Source organism: Marinobacter sp. 1-4A (assembly GCF_016597725.1).
Lineage (GTDB): Bacteria > Pseudomonadota > Gammaproteobacteria > Pseudomonadales > Oleiphilaceae > Marinobacter.
On sequence record NZ_VCGY01000002.1, the window covers coordinates 378050 to 398428 of the forward strand.

20 protein-coding genes are annotated in these 20379 nt (G+C 54.6%); 11 read left to right on the forward strand and 9 right to left on the reverse strand.

Annotation, left to right across the window (positions count from 1 at the left end):
• The first annotated feature begins 209 nt into the window (after positions 1–209).
• The 4 genes from trpE (at position 210) to trpC (ending at position 4388) form a co-directional block, all read left to right on the forward strand.
• Positions 210–1697: an anthranilate synthase component I gene (gene trpE / locus FE845_RS05480; RefSeq protein ID WP_200362185.1), complete on the forward strand. Its 1488-nt coding sequence runs from the start codon at positions 210–212 to the stop codon at positions 1695–1697.
• Positions 1698–1712: 15 nt separating this feature from the next.
• Positions 1713–2294 (forward strand): aminodeoxychorismate/anthranilate synthase component II, encoded by a 582-nt coding sequence (locus tag FE845_RS05485; protein ID WP_200362186.1) that lies wholly within the window; start codon positions 1713–1715, stop codon positions 2292–2294.
• Between the two features lie 13 nt (positions 2295–2307).
• The gene (gene trpD, locus FE845_RS05490; RefSeq protein WP_200362187.1) at positions 2308–3336 is read left to right on the forward strand and encodes an anthranilate phosphoribosyltransferase; all 1029 of its coding nucleotides are present in this window, start codon (positions 2308–2310) and stop codon (positions 3334–3336) included.
• Positions 3337–3578: 242 nt separating this feature from the next.
• The gene (gene trpC / locus FE845_RS05495) at positions 3579–4388 is read left to right on the forward strand and encodes an indole-3-glycerol phosphate synthase TrpC (RefSeq protein WP_200362188.1); all 810 of its coding nucleotides are present in this window, start codon (positions 3579–3581) and stop codon (positions 4386–4388) included.
• On the opposite strand, the gene FE845_RS05500 is transcribed toward trpC, so the two are convergent.
• From FE845_RS05500 to FE845_RS05530, 7 genes are all read right to left on the reverse strand, one after another.
• Positions 4385–4669 (reverse strand): DUF2218 domain-containing protein, encoded by a 285-nt coding sequence (locus tag FE845_RS05500; protein ID WP_200362189.1) that lies wholly within the window; start codon positions 4667–4669, stop codon positions 4385–4387. The genes trpC and FE845_RS05500 overlap by 4 nt on opposite strands.
• A 16-nt stretch (positions 4670–4685) precedes the next feature.
• On the reverse strand, positions 4686–5471 hold the full coding sequence (locus FE845_RS05505) for an ABC transporter ATP-binding protein (RefSeq protein WP_200362190.1): 786 nt from the start codon (positions 5469–5471) through the stop codon (positions 4686–4688).
• Positions 5468–6562, reverse strand: coding sequence for a FecCD family ABC transporter permease (locus FE845_RS05510; protein WP_200362191.1), 1095 nt, complete (start codon positions 6560–6562; stop codon positions 5468–5470). Before FE845_RS05510 ends, FE845_RS05505 begins: the two co-directional genes overlap by 4 nt.
• Positions 6559–7707, reverse strand: a complete 1149-nt coding sequence (locus FE845_RS05515; protein ID WP_200362192.1) for an ABC transporter substrate-binding protein — start codon at positions 7705–7707, stop codon at positions 6559–6561. The genes FE845_RS05510 and FE845_RS05515 overlap by 4 nt, the downstream gene beginning before the upstream one ends.
• Positions 7708–7715: 8 nt before the next feature.
• Entirely contained in the window at positions 7716–9683 is a 1968-nt protein-coding gene (locus tag FE845_RS05520) for a TonB-dependent receptor domain-containing protein (protein WP_200362193.1), read from the reverse strand.
• A 123-nt stretch (positions 9684–9806) separates the two neighbouring features.
• Complete coding sequence (locus tag FE845_RS18900; protein WP_200362194.1) at positions 9807–10511, reverse strand: response regulator transcription factor; 705 nt, start codon at positions 10509–10511, stop codon at positions 9807–9809.
• A gap of 69 nt (positions 10512–10580) precedes the next feature.
• Complete coding sequence (locus FE845_RS05530) at positions 10581–11192, reverse strand: DUF4202 domain-containing protein (RefSeq protein ID WP_200362195.1); 612 nt, start codon at positions 11190–11192, stop codon at positions 10581–10583.
• A 90-nt stretch (positions 11193–11282) separates the two neighbouring features.
• Here FE845_RS05530 and FE845_RS05535 point away from each other — a divergent pair, with 90 nt between their 5' ends.
• A complete protein-coding gene (locus FE845_RS05535) occupies positions 11283–12449 on the forward strand; it encodes a GGDEF domain-containing protein (RefSeq protein WP_227714100.1) in 1167 nt (388 codons plus the stop codon).
• Here the strand turns inward: FE845_RS05535 and FE845_RS05540 are convergent.
• Positions 12440–13057, reverse strand: a complete 618-nt coding sequence (locus FE845_RS05540) for a glutathione S-transferase family protein (RefSeq protein ID WP_200362196.1) — start codon at positions 13055–13057, stop codon at positions 12440–12442. The genes FE845_RS05535 and FE845_RS05540 overlap by 10 nt on opposite strands.
• A gap of 344 nt (positions 13058–13401) precedes the next feature.
• Here FE845_RS05540 and FE845_RS05545 point away from each other — a divergent pair, with 344 nt between their 5' ends.
• From FE845_RS05545 to FE845_RS05555, 3 genes are all read left to right on the forward strand, one after another.
• Complete coding sequence (locus FE845_RS05545) at positions 13402–14370, forward strand: ABC transporter substrate-binding protein (RefSeq protein ID WP_200362197.1); 969 nt, start codon at positions 13402–13404, stop codon at positions 14368–14370.
• A gap of 108 nt (positions 14371–14478) precedes the next feature.
• Entirely contained in the window at positions 14479–15513 is a 1035-nt protein-coding gene (locus FE845_RS05550; RefSeq protein ID WP_200362198.1) for an ABC transporter permease, read from the forward strand.
• Between the two features lie 9 nt (positions 15514–15522).
• Entirely contained in the window at positions 15523–16578 is a 1056-nt protein-coding gene (locus tag FE845_RS05555) for a betaine/proline/choline family ABC transporter ATP-binding protein (RefSeq protein WP_200362199.1), read from the forward strand.
• Positions 16579–16695: 117 nt separating this feature from the next.
• Here FE845_RS05555 and FE845_RS05560 read toward each other — a convergent pair whose 3' ends face one another.
• Complete coding sequence (locus tag FE845_RS05560) at positions 16696–17658, reverse strand: META domain-containing protein (RefSeq protein WP_227714101.1); 963 nt, start codon at positions 17656–17658, stop codon at positions 16696–16698.
• A gap of 175 nt (positions 17659–17833) precedes the next feature.
• Between FE845_RS05560 and FE845_RS05565 the strand changes: the two genes are divergently transcribed.
• The 3 genes from FE845_RS05565 (at position 17834) to modA (ending at position 20377) form a co-directional block, all read left to right on the forward strand.
• Positions 17834–18574 (forward strand): glutathione S-transferase family protein, encoded by a 741-nt coding sequence (locus FE845_RS05565; protein WP_200362200.1) that lies wholly within the window; start codon positions 17834–17836, stop codon positions 18572–18574.
• 78 nt (positions 18575–18652) lie between these two features.
• Complete coding sequence (locus FE845_RS05570; RefSeq protein ID WP_200362201.1) at positions 18653–19570, forward strand: alpha/beta hydrolase; 918 nt, start codon at positions 18653–18655, stop codon at positions 19568–19570.
• A 42-nt stretch (positions 19571–19612) separates the two neighbouring features.
• The gene (modA, locus tag FE845_RS05575) at positions 19613–20377 is read left to right on the forward strand and encodes a molybdate ABC transporter substrate-binding protein (RefSeq protein WP_200362202.1); all 765 of its coding nucleotides are present in this window, start codon (positions 19613–19615) and stop codon (positions 20375–20377) included.
• Positions 20378–20379 lie beyond the last annotated feature (2 nt).

Consider the following 20379-nt stretch of genomic DNA (forward strand, 5'->3'; position numbering starts at 1 on the left):
AGATTCCTGCCGTGCAGGGACTGAATCTGACTGCAGCGCGAGGCATCCTCACGACCCGCGCAACACGATGGTGGCGATGGCGTACCGGCTGATAATACTCAGCTCGGCGAACAGCGCGCGCATGCCCGCTTGGCGCCACCACTCGACAGGACCGGCCAGTGTTGCCAATGGCCTGCTCGAACGCAGATCAGATCTCAGGAAGCCCGACCATGAACTCCGAACAATTCCGTAAGCTGGCCCAAGCTGGCTTCAACCGTATCCCCGTGTATCGCGAAGTCCTTGCGGACATGGACACTCCTTTAAGCACCTATCTCAAGCTCGCCAGCGGGCCATACTCGTACCTGTTTGAGTCCGTTCAGGGCGGCGAAAAATGGGGTCGGTATTCCATCATCGGCCTGCCCAGTCAGGAAGTGCTCAAGGTATTCGACCACAGGGTAGAGATTCGCCGCCACGGGGAACTGGTTGAAAGCGCTGAAGTGGACGACCCGTTGGCATTTGTCGCCAGTTATCAGGCACGCTTCAATGCACCGGACCTGGAAGAGCTGCCACGATTCAACGGGGGTCTGGTGGGCTACTTCGGCTACGACACCGTGCGCTACATCGAAAAGCGCCTTGCAGCTAGTTGCCCCCCGGATCGCATCGGCACGCCAGACATACTGCTGATGGTATCCAACGAGCTGGTGGTGTTCGATAACTTGCGCGGCAAACTGCACCTGATTGTGCACGTGGATCCAGCGGACCAAGACGGTTACGAACAAGCCCAGCTCAGGCTCGACGAACTCGAACAGAAACTACACCGGCAGACCGCCAATGCTCCTCAAACACCCATGCATCTGCGCGGTAAAACCGTGGATGAAAGCGAGTTTGTGTCTGGCTTCAGTCAAGAAAAGTTCGAAGCGGCGGTGGATAAAATTAAAGACTACGTGCTGGACGGCGACGTGATGCAAACCGTCATCTCTCAGCGCATGTCCATTCCGTTTGAAGCCCCACCCCTGAACCTGTACCGCTCACTACGAGTATTGAATCCATCGCCGTACATGTACTTTTTGGACCTGGACGACTTCCACATCGTAGGCTCGTCGCCGGAAATTCTCGCGCGTATGGAAGATAGAGAAGTCACCGTTCGCCCCATCGCGGGCACCCGCAAACGTGGCGCTACAGATGCGGAAGACCGTGCTCTGGAAGCCGAGCTGCTGGCCGATCCAAAGGAAATTGCCGAACACCTGATGCTGATTGATCTGGGCCGCAACGATGCCGGTCGCGTTTCGGAAACCGGCACCGTAAAGCTCACCGAGAAAATGGCCGTGGAGCGCTACTCCCACGTGATGCACATAGTGTCCAACGTCACCGGCCAAGTAAAAGACGGCACCAGCTGCCTTGACGTACTCAAAGCCACCCTGCCCGCAGGTACTCTGAGCGGAGCCCCGAAAACCCGGGCCATGGAGATCATCGACGAACTGGAACCGGTCAAACGCGGTGTATACGGCGGTGCCGTGGGCTACCTCTCGTTTAACGGCAACATGGATACCGCCATTGCCATCCGAACTGCCGTGATCAAGGACAAGACCCTGCACATACAGGCTGGCGCTGGCATTGTGGCCGACTCTGTACCTCGCCTTGAATGGAAAGAAACCATGAACAAGGGCCGCGCTATCTTCCGCGCGGTGGCCATGACCTACAACGACTTTGACCACTGAGGCGAGGGAAACATCATGCTATTAATGATCGACAACTACGACTCCTTCACCTACAACGTGGTGCAATATCTCGCGGAACTGGGTGCCGACGTACAAGTGCACCGAAACGACGAAATCACCGTGGAACAGATTGAAGCCCTGAACCCCGAAAGACTCGTGGTTTCCCCCGGGCCCTGCACGCCAAATGAAGCCGGGGTGTCCATGGAAGCCATCCGCCACTTCGCTGGCAAGATACCCATCCTCGGCATCTGCCTCGGCCATCAAGCCATCGGCCAGGTATTCGGCGGCAACATCATCCGCGCGGGACGAGTCATGCACGGCAAAGTCTCCCCTGTTTACCACCAGAACACCGGCGTATTCCGAGGCCTCAACAACCCTGTGCAAGCCACCCGCTATCACAGCCTTGTCATTGAACAAGCCAGCCTGCCGGAATGCCTGGAAATGACCGCCTGGACCCGCAACAGCGACGGCAGCGTGGAAGAAATCATGGGGGTGCGCCACAAAACCATGGCCATCGAAGGGGTGCAGTTCCACCCTGAATCCATCATGAGCGAACAGGGCCACGAACTGCTGCGCAACTTCCTGCGAACCCAATAAAAAGGCGAATCCAATGAACATGAAAGACGCACTGAGCCGCGTGGCCGAAAACCTCGACATGTCTCGGGAAGAAATGAAAAGCGTAATGCGCATCGTCATGAACGGCGAAGCCACCGACGCCCAGATAGGCGCCCTGCTCATGGGCCTGCGCCTCAAAAGTGAAACGGTGGACGAAATCACCGGCGCTGTGGAAGTCATGCGTGAGTTGGTTTCTGGCGTAGCCATCAAAGCCGAGCCCTTGGTCGACATAGTAGGCACGGGCGGCGACGGCGCCAACCTATTCAACGTATCCTCCGCTTCCGCCTTCGTGGTTGCCGCTGCAGGCGGCTTTGTCGCCAAGCACGGCAACCGAGCCGTCTCCTCCAAAAGCGGCAGTGCCGACCTGATTGAACAAGCAGGCATCAATCTGGGCCTGACACCTGAACAAGTCGCCCGCTGCGTAGAACAAATCGGCGTCGGCTTCATGTTCGCCCCGGCTCACCACGGCGCCATGAAACACGCCGTCGGCCCGCGTAAAGAATTGGGCTGCCGCACCCTATTCAACATACTCGGCCCCATGACAAACCCGGCAGGCGTTAAACGCCAGCTAGTGGGCGTATTCAGCAAAGCCCTCTGCCGCCCCATTGCCGAAGTGCTGCAAAAACTTGGCTCTGAACACATCATGGTGGTGGCATCCAAAGACGGCCTTGATGAAATCAGCTTGGCCAGCGCGACCCATGTGGCAGAACTGAAAAACGGCGAAATCACCGAATACACCCTCACCCCTGAAGATCTCGGCATAAAAAGCCAGACTCTGGTAGGCCTTTCTGTCGATACCGCCGAAGAATCCCTGAACCTGATCAAAGCCGCCTTCGGAAGAGGCCACGACGAAATGGCCGAAAAAGCCCGGGACATGATCGCCCTCAATGCTGGCGCCGCTATTTACGTGGCGGGCTTGGCTCCGACAGCCAAAATGGGCGTTGAAATGGCACTGGACGCCATGGGATCAGGACTTGCAGCCGGAAAACTCGCGGAATTGGCGGACTTTTCACACTGTTTCTGAACCAAAAAACACTGGTTTAATAGAGACTGCGCGGTAACCGAATGCCGCACTGGGCAGTTCACAAAGATCTGCTTTTAGCTTTAAGCTGTCAGCAGGCGCCACCCGAACTTTGAGAGCCGGTGCAGTACCGCTTTCAAAAACTGTCTGCAGCCAAGGATGGCTGCAGCCAAGCCCTACATGGACGTATTCACGGGCGTGTTTTTGAAAGCGGTACTGCATCGGCTCGGACACGGATGAAAAAAATGGCCAAGCAAAACGACAAAACCCCAACCATCCTGCGCAAAATCGTAGAAAGAAAGTGGGAAGAAATAGATGCCCGCAAACGGCAAAAAAGCCTAGAAGACCTCAAAGCTCAGGCTGGCGACCAACCCGAAACCCGCGGCTTCGCCAACGCCCTGCGCCAACGCATCGAATCCAGCAAACCCGCGGTCATCGCCGAAATCAAAAAAGCCTCGCCCAGCAAAGGCATACTGCGTGACCCCTTCGAGCCAGCCGACATCGCCCAAAGCTACGAAAAAGGCGGCGCCGCCTGCTTGTCAGTACTCACTGACCACGACTTCTTCCAAGGCCACGAAGACTACCTAATTGCCGCCCGCAACGCCTGCAGCCTCCCGGTTATCCGCAAAGACTTCATGGTAGCGCCCTATCAAGTATACGAAGCCCGCACCATCGGCGCCGACTGCATACTGCTCATTGCAGCGTGCCTCACCAAAGACCAAATGCAAGAACTCGAAGGCATAGCCCACGAAACCGGCATGGACGTATTGGTAGAAGTGCACAACAGCGAAGAAATGGACGACGCACTAACCCTCAGCACCCCACTGGTCGGCATCAACAACCGCGACCTGCACAGCTTCGACGTATCGCTGGAAACCACCTTCAACCTGCACCAGCGCATCGGAAAAGAACGCATGGCCATCACCGAAAGCGGCATAATGACCCGCGCCGACGTAGAAGCCATGACAGGCCGGGGCATTTACGGGTTTTTAGTAGGCGAGTCTTTCATGCGCGCTGACAACCCGGGCGAGAAGCTGCAGGAACTGTTTGGCTAATCAACGTGCCAGTCCACTTCGCCCACCTCATCACCCGCAAAGCGGACGAGGTGGGAGGCCACCACCTGCCCCAACTCCTCCAACTCTTCTACCGTTGGAGACTGGCACAGCAACGTCAGCGCCCCGCTCCCGGAGTTCAGCCGACACTCACCGATAGAGAAGGTAAGCAATCCGTCAGTTTCGCTCCACTCGGCGTCAATCTTATGGCTGAAATGTTTGCATAAGCGGTTTATCAAACGGCTGGGATTGACTGTGGAAACACAGGCATTCATAGACGGCATAACAATCTCCTAAAACTCAACGAACACTGGCGGGCAAAGGACGGTCCGCCAGCACAATGGGCTGCCCCTGAGAACAGTGCTCAATACGTGCTTCAATGCCGTAGGTGCGAGCCAGCAACTCAGGCGTTAACACCTGCTCAGGGAACCCCAAAACAGCTTGCCCGTCGGGTGACAACACCAGAACCTGATCGCAATAGCGCAGGGCCAGATTGAGATCGTGGCACGCCACCAGCGCAATAGACTTTGCGTGAGTGGTGGCATCTCGCACGGCGTTCAAAACGTTCAATTGCCAATGCAAATCCAACGCACTGGTGGGTTCATCCAGCAACATCAGCGGAGTCTGGCGTACCAACACCTGAGCCAGCCCCACCATTTGCCGCTGGCCACCGGACATTTCCGATAGGCGCCGCAAGGCCAACTGTCGAATACCCAGAGTGTCGAATACCTCCTCTATGGCCTGCTCGGTCTCTTCCCGGGACCAGTCGCCTCGAGCCGAACGGCAGGCACTGAACACGGTTTCGTAGGCTACTAGAGGAATGGCTTGCGGCAACGGCTGAGGCAGGTAACCAACACGGCGTGTGCGTTGATGGGCTGTGAGCCCCGCCAGATTTTCCCCTGTGAAGGTCATGGTGCCGGAGATAGGCAACAAGCCTGCGATCGACTTCAGCAAGGTAGACTTACCCACCGCATTCGGCCCAATCACAGCCACCAACGCACCCGCAGGTATTTCCGGCAGAGACAGCTCGCTGAAAACAGAGCGGTTTCGATAGCCAGCGGTCACCGATTCCAGTTTCAAGGTCACAAGGCAACCCTCCGGCTACGGCCAATAATCAGCAGAATAAACAGCGGAATCCCCACCAGCGCAGTTACAATGCCCACCGGCAGCACCACACCCGGCACCAGAAGCTTGCTGGCAATGGATGACAGCGACAGCAGAACCGCCCCGGCCAGTGCACTGCCCGGAAGCAGGAAGCGGTGATCCTCCCCCAACATCAGTCGGGCAATGTGGGGGGCTACCAGACCAATAAACCCAATTTCACCGACAAAGCACATGGCCGCTGCAGTGAGCAGGCTAACCCGCATCAGCACTGTCAGCCTCAGTCGCTCCACGCGAATACCGAGGCTTCGCGCCTGCTCTTCACCACTGCGTAGGAGGGTCATAGCCCAGGCATTGCGCAGCGAAAAGGGCAGACATACCGCCAGCACCAACGCCACAATCCATACCTTATCGAGGCTCGCGCGGGCCAGACTACCCATAGTCCAGAACACGATTTGCTGCACCGATTCGGCATCAGCAACAAACTGGATTAACCCCACCACGGCGTTAATACCAAACAGCAAAGCAATGCCGAACAGCACCACTGCGTGCACCGAGGCACCCAAAGAGCGCGACAGAATCAGAATCAAAAGCGATGCCACCGCAGCGAACACAAAGGCCGACAACGGCAGCAGCACATGAGCCGCCAGCCCGAGAAAGGAGATATTGAAGGCTATCACCAACGAGGCGCCCAGAGTCGCGGCGGCGCCCACACCCAAGGTAAACGGGCTGGCCAGCGGATTGTTCAGCACGGTTTGCATCTCGGCACCGGCGAGACCAAGGCACGCACCAACAACAACCGCCATCAAGGCATAAGGCAGCCGGATATCTTCGATAATAACCCGGGTGCCCGCATCCATGGCTTCAGGGTTGAGCAAACCATGAACCACGTCAGCCAATCCCAGCATAGATGGGCCGCTTGCGATATCCACCAACAAGGCTACCAGCGCCGCGCTTGCCAACGCCACCAGACACATAACTCTGCGCCAAACAAAACGCCGATATTCCCTCGCTAACGACACACGAGGAGCAGGCTCTTCCTGCCTGACCGGTTGTGTCTGGGACACTGTACTCATTCGGCAGACTCTCTGGCCCGAACCCAATAGATGCCATCCAATTCGATCGGCTGAAAGCGCCGGTAAAACTCTGCCAGTGTGGCGTCCGGGTTCAGCTCTGCAAAAACCTCAGGGTGAAACCACTGGGCCAGCGCTTGAACCGCGATGACGTTCATTGGGGTATTGTAAAAGTGATGCCAGATGGCCATGGCACGGCCCTCGCGGATAGGCTCTACTGCACGAAGGCCCGGCCGATCGGTAGCTTGTGCCAGTGAGGCCCGAGCTGTCGCGGTGTCGATGCCTGCCCCCAGCATCACGTAGCTGTGTTCATTTTCAGAGGTGGTGTGTTTGCGTGACCCTATAGCGGTTGCGACATAGTAGTCCGGTGGGCTGCTGATCAAATATTCAAGGTTCAGTACACCGCTAACACCGGGCACCTTCCCTTCTGCCAGATTGCGCGCTCCGGCGGCCTTGAGGAAAAGTCCCATCATGCCCTCCACCATGGTTTCGCAGCAGCTTTCGTGCAGACCCAAACGGCTGTGCAGAAACACGCCAGGCCAATCGGCTTTAGGAATTTGCGCAACCACATCAGTCACCTTTGTCAGCTCCTGCTGGTAAAAGCGGTTGAATGCTTGTGCCTCCTCTTGTCGCCCGAGCACCTCACCCAGAAGCGCCATGCTTTTTGGTGTATTCACCAGCGGGTTCTGGCGGAAGTCGATGAACACCACCGCGACACCAGCCCGCTCCAACTGGTCAATCAGCATCCGGTTACGGGCACCGGGGCCATGCCCCTCTAGACTGAAGATGGCCAAATCAGCCCCTAGAGCTAGCACACTTTCCAGACTGAAGTTGTCGGCAGATGCGTGTCCCACCCGGGGCACATCCGCCAGCTCGGGGAAGGCGTTCAGGTATTGGTCGTAACCGCCCGGATCGGTCATTTCGAAATCCGGCAGCATGCCGGCTAAACGGGCAGGCAGCGCCTCTCCATCCAAAATGGCAAGGGCAGGGATATAACGGCTTTCTCCCAGCACGATCCGGTTTACGTTAGTTGGCAGCTCAACCGAGCGGCCTGCTAAGTCGGTAACCGTTTTGGCAGCCAGAGATAGATCAGCCCACAAACAGAAAAGGCCGCCCATCAGGGCAGCTAAGAATCGAACGCGTAACATCAGCGACCTCAAAAGCGCATGGCCAGACCAAGGCGTATGTCCCGACCCATGGCAGGTAGGCCAACAACTCCCTCATACCCGTCGATGTTCTGGTAATCCGCATTGCTGGCGTGATCGAGATAGTTTTTGTCGGCCAGATTTTTCACGGCCAGAGTCAGGCGCAAATCTTCATTACCCGTAGGCAGCCAGTTTACGAACAAGTCGTGTACCCCGTAGCCCGGTTTGTCGATGGTGCCCACCGACGTTTCGAGATCGTCGATACCCTGCACAAACCGGCCCTGCCAGCCAAACTCCAGAGTGCGGTCCCAGCGGTAGGCCAGATCAGCCACCCAGGTATCACCAATGGTGTTGCCCAAGAGGTTGTGCTCGTAAACGGTCAAAGGTTGGCCATCCACTTCGGCATCGTTGCTGTGAAAGCTCAGGCCGGCACTCAGGGCGTTCCACTGATAGCCGGTTGCAATGCGGTAGCCATCGGATTCCAGATCACCAATGTTCTGGTAGATGGCAGGCCCGAATAGGACGTCTGCAATGGCATCCTTGATTTCAGAACGGTACACCTCCGCCGATAGGCTGAAATTCTCGTACACATAATCAAACCCAACTTCGGTGTTCTGGGCTTTTTCGCCTTTCAGGTCCGGATCGTTCTGGGCGCGGTCAATCTTGAAGGCATCGTGGGGCATGGGCCCGCGGAAGGCCTCGGCATATCCGGCTTTCAGGGTCAGGCCGTCTGCCACCAACCACGACAGGTTGGCATTGGGACTCACCGCATCTTCACTGAATGTTTCGCCGCTGTTGTCTGTTAGGCTGTAGTCGTCGTAACGAGCACCGGCACTCAGCAACAACTGTTGGGTGAGCCACAAATCTGCCTGAAGGTAGACACCCAGCACATCGCCGGCTTCTTCTTCGGCACGCCTGTCGCCTTCACCGCCAGCATTCACTTTGTCTTCCCGGTAATCGATCCCGTAAGTCAGGCTGTGATCGCCCATCCGGCTGGTGTTGCGCAGGTCACCACCAATGCTTCGGCTAAAGCCGTAATACCGGCCCCAACGGTCTGACACATTCTGCTCAATTTCAGATTCGCTGTGGTACAGGGTGAACTTGCTGTCCAGCCAAGGGTTGTCTTCCGGTGCCACGCCATAGTTCAGGGTAGTGGTATCCCGGCGTCCATCGAGATCGTACAGGCTGTTGAAACTGCTGATCACCCACTGAGGGCGCTGCGGGCGTTCACCTTCATCGGTTCGCACTTCGTGGCTCAGACGCAGGGTTTGGCCGTTACCGAACCGGCCCACCAGTTTCGCCAGACCCAGTTGTTGGTGTGCATCCGTGCCTGGAACCTCGTTCCCCTTGCCATCCTCATAGCGCTCATGATCGCTCTGAGTGACCGATACCAGTGTGCTCCACTGATCGCTCAAACGGCCAAATACAGTGGTTCCAGCGCTGTAACCTTTGGTGCTGGAGAAGGAGCCAAACTTGACCAAAGCCCCGAGATTTTCACCCTCACGCAAAAGATCCTCCGGATCCTTGGTGATAAAACGGATGGCACCGCCAAGAGCACCAGCACCCGCGGTCGCTTTGCCAGCACCGGCATCCACCTCTACCCGCTTCAACAGATCTGGATCAACCACAATACGTCCCGTATGGTGAAACAGCACGCCACCCTGAGTAGCGCCATCAACGCTCACGTTCAATAACGGGTCTTCCAAGCCACGAACATAAACTTTCTGGGCGATTCCTACAGAACCTCCAACGCTGACCTCCGGTTCACCGGCGAACACATCTCCAAGGCCGTCCGCCAGAGAGCGGTCCATGGCCTCGGCACCAACAACCGCGTCTGCTTCCGCCTCACGATCAGCGGTTACCTGAATTGTATCCAAGGTCACCGGTTCGGCATAGGCAACAGGAGTGGCGACAAGCGCCAGCCAAATAGCGTTGCGGCGAAAGTGCAAGGGTAAGCCTATCGGGGGGAAAACTGCCATAACGACCAGACTCCATCATGATAACCATTCGTATTTGGAGTGCATTCTCGATAACTCGTGTCGTTAAGGAAACCAGTTTTACATTTGTTACATTTGCCCGTGTCGCGACAGACCGGCATCCATTTACAAGAGGCAATATCCCTTTCCATGGAGCGTTTTCAGCCGGTCAGCGGCCACTCCAGCGCCCATTAACTTGCGACGAATACGGCTCATGTGCATATCAAGGCTGCGATCATCCCGGCTGAACTCTTTTTCGAGTACCGCCCGGTAGAGATAGGGTTTGCTCAACGGCTCGCGCTGGTGTAGCGCCAGAACCCAGAGTAACTGAAACTGTATGGGGGTCAGCCCCAGAGACCGCCCCTGAAAGGAGGCGTGCAGCGTGAGCCGGTCCAGTTGCAACTCACCCACACAAAATGTGAGTGGTTCGGCACGTCGATCCAAACCGCCACCCGTGCGCCGCAATAGCGCCTCAATCCGCAGATGCAGTTCGGTAAAGCTGAAGGGTCTGGATAAGCAGTCGTCGGCGCCTTGCTGATAGCCTGCAATGCGCTCATCCTCTGCGTCCGTGGCAGTGAGCATCATGACCGGTGTCTGGCAGGTTTTACGGAGTCTTTTAAGTACGTCGAAGCCGTTGATTTGAGGTAACTGCGTCTCCAAAAGAATCAAATCCAGCCTGTGGCACAGAGCTGAAGCCAGAGCCTCGTCGCCTTGTTGGCTCTGCAGCACCCGATACCCGCAAGATGCCAGCCGACCCGCCAACTGTTCCCTGAGGAGCGGGTCGTGCTGTGCAATTAGAATTCTGGGGGCGTTTCGGGAAAGCGCTGACACTTAATGACACCGACTATCAAATGATAATCAGTATCATACTCAGTAGAGGACAACGCCTCAAGATTGGCTTTAGTCAGTGCCTCCCGACAGCGCTTCCTGCAGCAGGGCTTGCAAGTGCTTAGGCAACTTCTCCGACAACACCAAAGCCCGCTCGTGGGCCCGCTGCGACATTTTGCCCCAGGTGCGCCGCACAATCCGCAACCACTTTTCCCGATCGTACTCCGCATTGTCAGCGTAAAACTGCGCGAAGTATTTTTCCAGAAACACCATACAGGCAACATCTTCCAATAATTGCGTGTCTGCGTCTTTGCGCAACTCACGCTTGGTGAGGATCACCTCAACCCGCTCACACTCACTTTCTGGATAGCCGCAGTCAGCCATAATCTCGGCTGCCCTGCGGCCGTGCATTCGCCCACAGGCCTGACGCCACGCGTAATAGGCCTTCCTGCCCTCCGGATAATCACTACGGGGCATTTTCCAACGTTCAAGATGCTGGGCGCGACACGCGATCTGAATTCGTCCCGAAGGATCTGGCTCCAGTTCGTGAAGCCAGCGAGTCATATGCAAACTGTAGGCATACTCCCTCGGCAGGGGTTCACCTGCCACAACCTCCTCGTTCGGGTCTGCGCGATTCGCCCTATCAATCGCGTCCAGAGCACACTTCAGAGATACATTTTCCATACCGTCTCCTTTAACGACAGGTCTACCCCAATAGGGTTGTTGCGCCGGGCTTCGTATTGGCTGATGATTAAAACTACTAGCCGCTGGATTATGACGATGGTGAGATTTTCAGACCCCAAAACGCCATATCACAAGGTACCTCCCGAGTGGCTTCCTGCCTACGAAGCGCACATTCGGGTGGTGGAACGGCAAGTTGCAGTTGTTGCGGCATGGGTTCTCTTGATCACAGTAACCCTATATCAGTTTACCCACGAATTCCGCATTGCCCACCGTCCCGATCTCTGGCTAACGGAGTTTTTATTCAGGGCACCGGTTCTGGCGAGCGCCCTGTTGACGCTAATCTCGCATTATACCGGCAAACCTCTATGCCAAAGCCGCCACCTGCTTAGAGTGATGGGCCTCTCGGTCATGGTTATGATACTTGCGCTCTTTCTGGTTCACTACAACGGGCGCTCAGCCGATACCTATCAGATCACTAACGGTATGGTTATCAGCTTTTTCGGCGTTGCCATTCTGTCCGTTCGTGGTCCGAAAGAGTGGTGGCTGATGTTTTTCATGCCGCTAGCGATCTTTTTGCTTGTGGCCCGGGGTAAAGGTTTCGCTATTACAGAGTTGCTCCCCTTCTTATTTGACCCTTTGGTTATGATGGTCATTGGCCTCGTCATGAGCGAAGCACTGAGGCAGTTGCGAGTAGGCGAGTTTCTGGCCCGACAACAGCTTCGGCAACAGGCAACCACCGATCAGCTCACCGGCCTATTAAACCGCAGAGCCATGCACCATTTACTGGAGCAAGAGCATGCCCGGGCAAAACGTTACGGGAGCACGTACAGCCTGATTCTCGGGGACCTCGACAACTTCAAACGCGTAAACGATCGGTACGGCCACAATATTGGCGACATGGTACTACAGGAAACTGCCCGCAGGCTGGGCCTTCACATGCGTACCGAGGACGCCCTATGCCGCTGGGGTGGCGAGGAAATATTGATGTTGCTGCCAGAGACCGATCTGGAGGGCGCGATGCAGGTTGCAGAGAAAGCTCGTTTGTCTCTGGCCAACGAGCCCATGTTAGCTGGCGAGCACAGCATCCCCCAAACCATCAGTTTGGGCGTTACCAACTGCTACGGGCTCGATGACATTGAGAGCGCTATCAAGCGGGCGGATGATGCGCTCTATCAAGCCAAAGAAAAAGGTCGCAACCGCACAGAGGCAGTTGCTTCAACCCATTCCGACAATAGTTCTATCAAACATCAAACCTGAGCAGACGGGCGCGCTTTTACGCGATCATACCAAGCCTGAAGGTGAGTATGTTCGGGCAGAATACGGATATTCACCACGCGTGCGAACGCTACCGTGGTAAAGGCGTTAATGTCTGCAGCGGTAAACCGGTCGCAGCAAATATAGTCCTTATCGGCAAGGTGGTCGTTGAGAAACGCCATGAATTTGCCGACACTCTTGCCGCAGTCCTCACCCCATTCTTTAATGGGGTTCATTCTGTCTTTGAAATATCCGCTGGTGTGCTGGAAGCACATACCGGTAGGCATAAAGAAGTAGAACTCTACCCATCGCACCCACTGCTCAATCACGGCCTTCTCTAAAGGCGTGTCGCCCAAAAGCGTCGGCGATTCCGGGTGGTTTTCCTCGAAATACCTGCAAATGGCCATGGTCTCGGAGATACAGGTGCCATCATCCAGCTCCATAACCGGCACTTTCTTCATAGGGTTACGAGCCACATATTCCGGCGTCAAATTTTCACCCTTCTGCAAATCGATTTCGATAAATTCGGCTTTATCTAACAAGCCTTTCTCGGCCATGAACATGCGCACACGGCGGGGATTCGGTGCAGTTTTTGTTTCAAAGATTTTCATTGTTATCAGCTCCGTTCCAGTTAATTCAGGGATGACTTGGCATAACAAACACTCGAGAGACTGACCCGAAAAAAGAGTTGCGTCAAGCAACTAGCCAGAAGCCTAAATACGTCTTCAGAGTGGGCGTATTTCTGTTAAAACCTTGTAACTGAGCTCAAGACCCTTATGCTTATAGCTACGTGTTAACCGAGACGATACGCTTTGCCCTATTTCCTGCACTGTCAGGTAACCGTGAACCTGCAAGCCTCACTCGGTTACCGCTTTATCAGTAATCAAAAGAAAAAACAAAAACGACAACAATCGGTTCTACCAGAATTCACCAATCTTCAAATGGAGAAGTGACTATGCGAAAGCTTACGTCTGCTGCACTGCTATGTGCGCTATCAGTACCGGCCATGGCACAAGCCAACTGTGGTGAAGTATCCATCACAGAAATGAATTGGGCCTCCAACACCGTGGTCACCAACGTCGCCAAATTCATTATGGAGCAAGGTTATGGCTGCGATGTGTCGGTTATACCGTCAGACACTGTACCTGCTGTAACGTCTGTTGCGGAAAATGGCGAGCCGGACATTGTTACGGAACTGTGGCTGAACTCAGCCGGCGAGGCTTACTTGCGCCTCGAAGAAGAAGGCAAAATCGAACGACTAGGCAAGGTGCTTGATCCAGGCGGCTTGGAAGGCTGGTGGCTCCCCACGTATCTGGTGGAAAAGCACCCCGAGCTGAAAACGATCGAAGGCGTTATGGCCAACCCCGAGCTGGTCGGCGCACGCTTCAATAACTGCCCGGATGGCTGGGGCTGCAGGATAGTCAATGACAACCTGATTCGCGCTCTGGATCTTGAAGAGTCTGGTATTAAGGTCTTCAACCACGGTTCCGGTGAAACGCTCGCCTCGTCTATGGCGTCTGCGGTTCAAAATGAAGAGCCCTGGTTCGGCTACTATTGGGGCCCGACTGTACCGCTTGGCAAATACGACATGACCCGCGTAGAGCTGGGCGAGTACAAGCAGAAGGTTCATGAGAAAAACCAGAACGCGAACGCAGATAATCCCGGCGTATCCGAGTTCCCGGCAGCAACCATACTGACGTCGGTCACCACCGACTTCAAAGATCGTGAGCCGGAAGTAACCGAGATGCTCAGTAAAATGACGTTCAAAACCAGTACCATGAGCTCTCTGTTAGCTTGGATGGACTCTAACAACGCTTCCGGTGAAGAGGCTGCTGTGTACTTCCTCAGTAACAACCGTGATGAGTGGTCTGGCTGGCTGAACGACAACGCCAAAAAGAACCTTGCCGCAATTCTAGAAAACTGATTGACCCGTCTTGGCCCGGAGCACAGGTTGCTCCGGGCACATTTGCTAATGACAGTCACCAAATTCTGTTGCGCATGGCGCCCCATGTGCATAAGAGGCTAAACGAAGATGGCAACCTACGACTCCCTGTTTTCAGCACTTGGGCTAAAAGAATGGTGCGCGGAAGGTAAACAAGACGGCCCCATGTCGATGGCTGACTTGCTCGCCAAAGCAAAAGGCGACAACGCGGAACCAGAATCTCTGTGGGATTTTCCATTCCCCTCAATGGACGTTCTCAACGATTCTTGCGCTGCTTTTCCCCAATCGAGAGAACTCACAAAAGGACTGGAGCAGGGTTTTCTTGCTGTAAAAGATAATCTCAGCCTAGTGCTCGACCCCATGACCCAGCCCCTGAGCTGGGCCCTTGATGGTGCCTTATACGGAATGCTCACCGTACCCTGGTGGATCATCATTCCAATCATGTTAGCCATCGTTTTTCTAGTCACCCGCTCTTGGAAGCTGGTGCTATTTGTTGCTGTTAGCATTTGCCTGCTGGCGTTCGTCGACTACTACGAATACGCCATGCAAACACTCGCCATTATTTTTGTTTGTGCCTTTCTCTGTGTGCTACTCGGGGTGCCAATTGGTATCGCCATGTCCCGTAGCGACACCATGCAGAGGCTGACGATTCCCATTCTGGATATGCTGCAAACGCTGCCACCGTTTGTGTATCTCATTCCGTTGATCTTTCTCTTCAGCGTGACTGAATCCAAGCTCTACGGCATTGCCATTATTCTCTATGCCATAGTGCCTGTGGTGCGGCTAACCAATCTTGGCATACGGTTAGTAGATAAAGATGTGATTGAGGCGGCAGACGCCTTCGGCATGACGCCCCGCCAAAAACTGTTCAAGGTTCAGATCCCCTTGGCGCTGCCCAACATTATGGCGGGTGTAAATCAGACAATCATGATGAGCCTTGCCATGGTGGTTATCGCGTCGCTTGTTTCGGCACCAGGCCTTGGTGTTTTGGTACTTCGGGGCATTCGTAACTTGGAGCTAGGTGTCGGGCTTGTTTCCGGTCTTGGCATTGTCATTCTCGCGGTCATTTTGGACCGGGTGACCAAGGCTTCTCTCGCGCGTATCAATGCCAGCCAAAATCAGTGAGGACACCCAGTGGCAAACGACATTAAGATTTCCATCAAAAACCTCTATAAGATTTTCGGGCCGACACCGGATGTGGCGCTTGAATACGTAAAGCGCGGTATGAACAAGGCCGATCTGCAGGATAAGCAAAACCACGTTCTTGGGCTAAGGGATATCAACGTAGATATCCTCGATGGCAAAATCACCGTAATCATGGGGCTTTCGGGCTCAGGCAAATCAACACTGATCCGCCACCTCAATAGGCTTATTGAACCCACCGCCGGTGAAATCCGGCTTGATGGCAAAAACGTTCTGGAGTTGAACGAAGAGCAACTGCGCCAGCTGCGGCGGGAACAAATGTCTATGGTGTTCCAGAAATTCGCCTTGCTGCCCCATAAAACCGTGCTTGAGAACGCGGGCATGGCTCTCAATATTCGTGGTTCAGACGTCACAGACTTTGAACAAGAAGCGGTAAAATGGCTGGGCCGCGTGGGTCTTGAAGGCAATGAACAGCAGTATCCCCACCAGCTATCCGGCGGCATGCAGCAACGGGTAGGCATAGCTCGTGCGCTGGTCTCGAACTCCCCGGTCATGTTGATGGACGAAGCTTTCTCCGCTTTGGACCCGCTAATCCGGTCCGATATGCAGGACTTGCTCTTGGAACTTCAGGAGGAACTACAGAAAACCATCGTGTTCATTACCCACGATCTGGACGAAGCCCTAAAGCTATCGGATCATCTGGTTATTCTGAAAGATGGAGAAGTGGTTCAACAGGGAGACCCTCAGGACATCCTGCTCAACCCCAACGATCCCTACATTGTTGCCTTCATAAACGACATCAATCGTGCCCGGGTGCTTCGGGTACGCTCGATCATGAAAAAGCACGTGGATAACGACGCGGAGTATGCCGGTGACATCTCCGAGAGGGACAATCTGGAGACCGTGCTTTCGCGATCAGGTGGCGACACAGACAAGGTGTTCAGAGTGGTTCGAAAAGGTGAGATGGTGGGCAGTCTCTGCATGAAAGATCTGACCCGCGCACTGGTCCCTACAGGTGTATCCACCCCAAACAATCACAAAGGATAAGCTACCGGAACTAAAGCAGCCTCGCTGCAAGGCCATTTTTTGCAACGTCATACCCTCAAACCGGTGAGCACATCGGCTTGAGGGTGAGCACGCAAAAACTGTTGTTGGCCCCCTTGATTAATAAGTCGCCTTGTAAGCGGTTATTTCCTCGTTTGAAGAGGTTGTCAGCACCAGTTTTCCATTCGGACCGATTTCCGCACGCTTTACGTTAGACATAAGCTTCAAAAAGCGGTCTTCCTGATTCATCAGGGCCGGAGCACAGGCCATTTTTGTAGAGAACATATAGTCAAAGGTCATTCCCTCTGCAGTAAGCTCATACTGACCGCCGTAGCGATTACAGGAAGCCCGACCCGCAAGACGGTTCTCATCAAAAAACTCAACAGTCATACGGGAGCTATCAATAATGCCCGCACCGGCCAAGTCTTCAACCACCCACTCGACCCCACGGAATAAACGTTCAGGATCACCACCGCAGCCTTCGAGTACCTCGCCATTCAGCTCAAGGCGAACCTGAGCCGGAAACTGTGCTCCCGACATAGTGTCTTCGCACAACTGCCGGTTTACCTTGAGCGTTAACGGCTGGCCGTCTAGCTTGCCACGGAACTCGCGGCCGTTTTGATTGGAAACGGTTGTTTCAAGCGCAACCTTTTTCGGCTCACCGGTATCATCGGGGCGGTTCAGCTCCAACTGTTGATGCATTAATCGCACATACCAGAACGGCTCATTACCGGTAGCTTCAAACGGTGTTTCCAGAGCACCAGCTTGCAGGCAATCGGGGTACGCTTGCCCTTTTACCGAAAACATTGCCCATTCGCCCTTGCTCCAGAAAAGGGTTCCTTCGTCATCAGGGGCCTCGTAACGTGCGCCCGAAGCGCTGACTTTACGCTCCAGTTGCAGCTGCTCGCCCTTGTAATCCACCTTTAGCTGGTCGCCATTACCCAAAGACGTAACATTAATGTTCAGCTGGCCGCACTGATAACTGTTTGAGACCTCTTGTGTCTCTGGCGCGGTGGCACAGGCGGTAAGAAAAAGCCCAGTGGCTGCGGCTACAGATGCCATCAAAACCCGTTGTAAATACATGGACACAACCTACGTTTGTAACTTGGATGAATACCGGCATAGTAAAGACAAGCCTGAGTAAAAACCAATTTTGGGGCCTGCAAAACCTTTACAAACACGCAACTTATATGACCTCGTCGCTTTTTATCCGTCAGGTGCACGGCTATGCTAGAGCCCATCAATTAGGAGACACCCCATGGCTCTCAGGCTCTATCAATTCGCCATTTCCCACTACTGCGAGAAAGTACGCTGGGCGCTGGATTACAAAAATCTCAACTACGAAACCACAAACCTGCTGCCGGGGCAGCATATAAAAACCATCAAAAAGCTCACCAAAGGTGCGGGCGCATCTGTACCCGTGCTGGAGCATGACGGTGAAGTTGTTCAAGGTTCATCGGAGATTCTCGACTACCTTGATAAAACCTTTCCCGACAGATCCCTGACCCCGCTTGATGAGTCTGCAAAGGCACAGGCTTTGGCGTGGGAGAAACGTTTGGATGACGAAGCTGGCCCAGCTGTGCGGTGTTACTCCTACCACCACTTTCTGCAGCGACCCAAAATAGTGGTGCCTCTACTGACCGCAGGCACACCCTTTTACAATCGTATCCTTCTCAGCCTAGCCTTCAGCCGAGTCAATGAAGTGATGCGAAAATGGATGAAAATCAACGAGAAAACGGCGGAAGAGTCCCGAAAGGTTATGGAAGGCCTGCTAACGGAGCTTGCAGAAACCTACAGTAAACAGCCGTTTCTGGCGGGTGACGCCTTCTCCCGCGCCGACCTCACAGCCGCAGCGCTTTTTGCGCCTTTGTTTCAGCCAGAAGCCTACCCGGTACCCTGGCCAAAACCTGCGCGAATTCCGAAGGATATAAAGGTCTGGCTCACTCAGTGGCAGCCGCAGTTGCAGGTGCTAAACCGGGTTTATAACGAACATAGGTAGCCCGTTGGCATAGACCGCTTAATATAATGGGCTATTACATAAATCTATCACTGGTTTGAGTCGCTTTCGGAATACAGCATGCAAGAGCAACCCCTACGCCTAAACGGCCAAGACAACCACACCATAACCGGAACGATTGTTTGCCCTAGCTCACCGCGCTCTGCTCTGGTTATCGCCCACGGCATGGCCGAACACGCTGGACGATACGTAAATTTCGCCCGCTGGCTGGCCGAACGGGATATTGCCGTTGTTACACTGAATCATCGGGGCCACGGCCCTGACTGCGAATCCGACCAGCTTGGCCACTACAGTGATACGGATGGCTGGAGCAAGGTAGTCGACGATCTAAACCGGGTACTGCTTGATACCCGGGAACGCTTCCCCTCTATTCCACTGACCTTGCTCGGGCACAGCATGGGCTCGTTCATCGCCCAAAGCTGCGCGCAGCAGCATCCTGAATCTCTGGACAGGCTGATACTGAGCGCAACCAACCGCATCCCCCGCATTCAATTATGGGCATCCGGAGCCTTTATTGGCGCAATTGGCAGGTTTCACGGCAACCATCATCGAAGCCCAACCATTGCCAAAATGTCCTTCGGAAAGTTTAATCGAATGTTTCGTCCCAACCGCACTGATTCTGATTGGTTGAGCCGCGATACGGCTCAGGTAGACCGATATCTTGCAGACCCTCTATGCGGATTCGAATGCACGACAGGCCTATGGAAAGATTTCATACAAGGGATACTTAGTATTAGGCCTTCAACTTGGAGAAAGGACCTTCCGGTTCACCTCTTCTCCGGTTCCGATGACCCCGTGGGCGAAATGGGCAAAGGGGTTTCCCGCCACTTAGAGGACATTCGCCGAGCCGGAGTAAAAGAGACCAGTCTTCGGCTGTTTGAAGGCGGGCGCCACGAAATGCTGAATGAGACCAATGCAGAGGAAGTTCGCGAACACGTGCTATCGCTGCTTGCTTCCGAAAAGCAGACTTTTGCCTGACAGCAATACCACTCACTATCTACCGCCATTGGGTCTTTGAAAATGAACGATTGCAAGCTGGCAACACTATGCCTAGCACTCTGGCTGCCACTGACATTCGGCACCGCTGCACACGCCGCAGATGTTCGTATTGCTGTCGCCGCCAACTTCACCGACACAACTCGCGACTTGATTGTGGCATTTCACGAAGCCACCGGCTTAGAAGCCGTCGCAAGCTATGGCTCTACCGGCAAGCTGTACGCACAAATAGACAACGGTGCTCCGTTTGACGTGTTCCTTGCTGCCGACAGCCACCGCCCGGAACTGCTGGAGAAAAGTGGCCAAGGGGTGGCTGGCACCCGATTCACATACGCCCGAGGCAAGCTGGCACTTTGGACCCCGACTCCCGGCACTTTTGAAGATCCGAAAGCATGGCTTGAGTCAGGCGAATTCGCTCGCTTGGCGATTGCGAACCCAAAAACTGCACCTTATGGCTTTGCGGCTCAGGAAGTACTCACCAAGATGGACCTCTGGGACTCATTACAAAGCCGCTTGGTACGCGGGGACTCCATCGCTCAAACCTTTCAATTTGTCGCAACCACCAATGCCCAGTCAGGTTTTGTGGCACTCTCACAAGTACGAGCTTGGGACAGTCAAGGCGGCTCACTCTGGATGATTCCACAAAGCTACTATTCCCCAATTAATCAACAAGCTATTCTTCTGACTCGTAGCGAAAGCAATCAGGCCGCGCATCAGTGGATAGAATTTTTGCGCAGCGATACAGCTAAAAACATTATTGAAGAGTTCGGCTATGAGACCGAGAACTGAGA

Excerpts from the sequence above, each read along its gene's own strand:
- trpE (WP_200362185.1), top strand. The coding sequence starts at position 210 with ATGAACTCCGAACAATTCCGTAAGCTGGCCCAAGCTGGCTTCAACCGT.
- FE845_RS05485 (WP_200362186.1), top strand. The coding sequence starts at position 1,713 with ATGCTATTAATGATCGACAACTACGACTCCTTCACCTACAACGTGGTG.
- trpD (WP_200362187.1), top strand. The coding sequence starts at position 2,308 with ATGAACATGAAAGACGCACTGAGCCGCGTGGCCGAAAACCTCGACATG.
- trpC (WP_200362188.1), top strand. The coding sequence starts at position 3,579 with ATGGCCAAGCAAAACGACAAAACCCCAACCATCCTGCGCAAAATCGTA.
- FE845_RS05500 (WP_200362189.1), bottom strand. The coding sequence starts at position 4,669 with ATGCCGTCTATGAATGCCTGTGTTTCCACAGTCAATCCCAGCCGTTTG.
- FE845_RS05510 (WP_200362191.1), bottom strand. The coding sequence starts at position 6,562 with ATGAGTACAGTGTCCCAGACACAACCGGTCAGGCAGGAAGAGCCTGCT.
- FE845_RS05515 (WP_200362192.1), bottom strand. The coding sequence starts at position 7,707 with ATGTTACGCGTTCGATTCTTAGCTGCCCTGATGGGCGGCCTTTTCTGT.
- FE845_RS05520 (WP_200362193.1), bottom strand. The coding sequence starts at position 9,683 with ATGGCAGTTTTCCCCCCGATAGGCTTACCCTTGCACTTTCGCCGCAAC.
- FE845_RS05530 (WP_200362195.1), bottom strand. The coding sequence starts at position 11,192 with ATGGAAAATGTATCTCTGAAGTGTGCTCTGGACGCGATTGATAGGGCG.
- FE845_RS05535 (WP_227714100.1), top strand. The coding sequence starts at position 11,283 with ATGACGATGGTGAGATTTTCAGACCCCAAAACGCCATATCACAAGGTA.
- FE845_RS05540 (WP_200362196.1), bottom strand. The coding sequence starts at position 13,057 with ATGAAAATCTTTGAAACAAAAACTGCACCGAATCCCCGCCGTGTGCGC.
- FE845_RS05545 (WP_200362197.1), top strand. The coding sequence starts at position 13,402 with ATGCGAAAGCTTACGTCTGCTGCACTGCTATGTGCGCTATCAGTACCG.
- FE845_RS05550 (WP_200362198.1), top strand. The coding sequence starts at position 14,479 with ATGGCAACCTACGACTCCCTGTTTTCAGCACTTGGGCTAAAAGAATGG.
- FE845_RS05560 (WP_227714101.1), bottom strand. The coding sequence starts at position 17,658 with ATGTATTTACAACGGGTTTTGATGGCATCTGTAGCCGCAGCCACTGGG.
- FE845_RS05565 (WP_200362200.1), top strand. The coding sequence starts at position 17,834 with ATGGCTCTCAGGCTCTATCAATTCGCCATTTCCCACTACTGCGAGAAA.
- FE845_RS05570 (WP_200362201.1), top strand. The coding sequence starts at position 18,653 with ATGCAAGAGCAACCCCTACGCCTAAACGGCCAAGACAACCACACCATA.
- modA (WP_200362202.1), top strand. The coding sequence starts at position 19,613 with ATGAACGATTGCAAGCTGGCAACACTATGCCTAGCACTCTGGCTGCCA.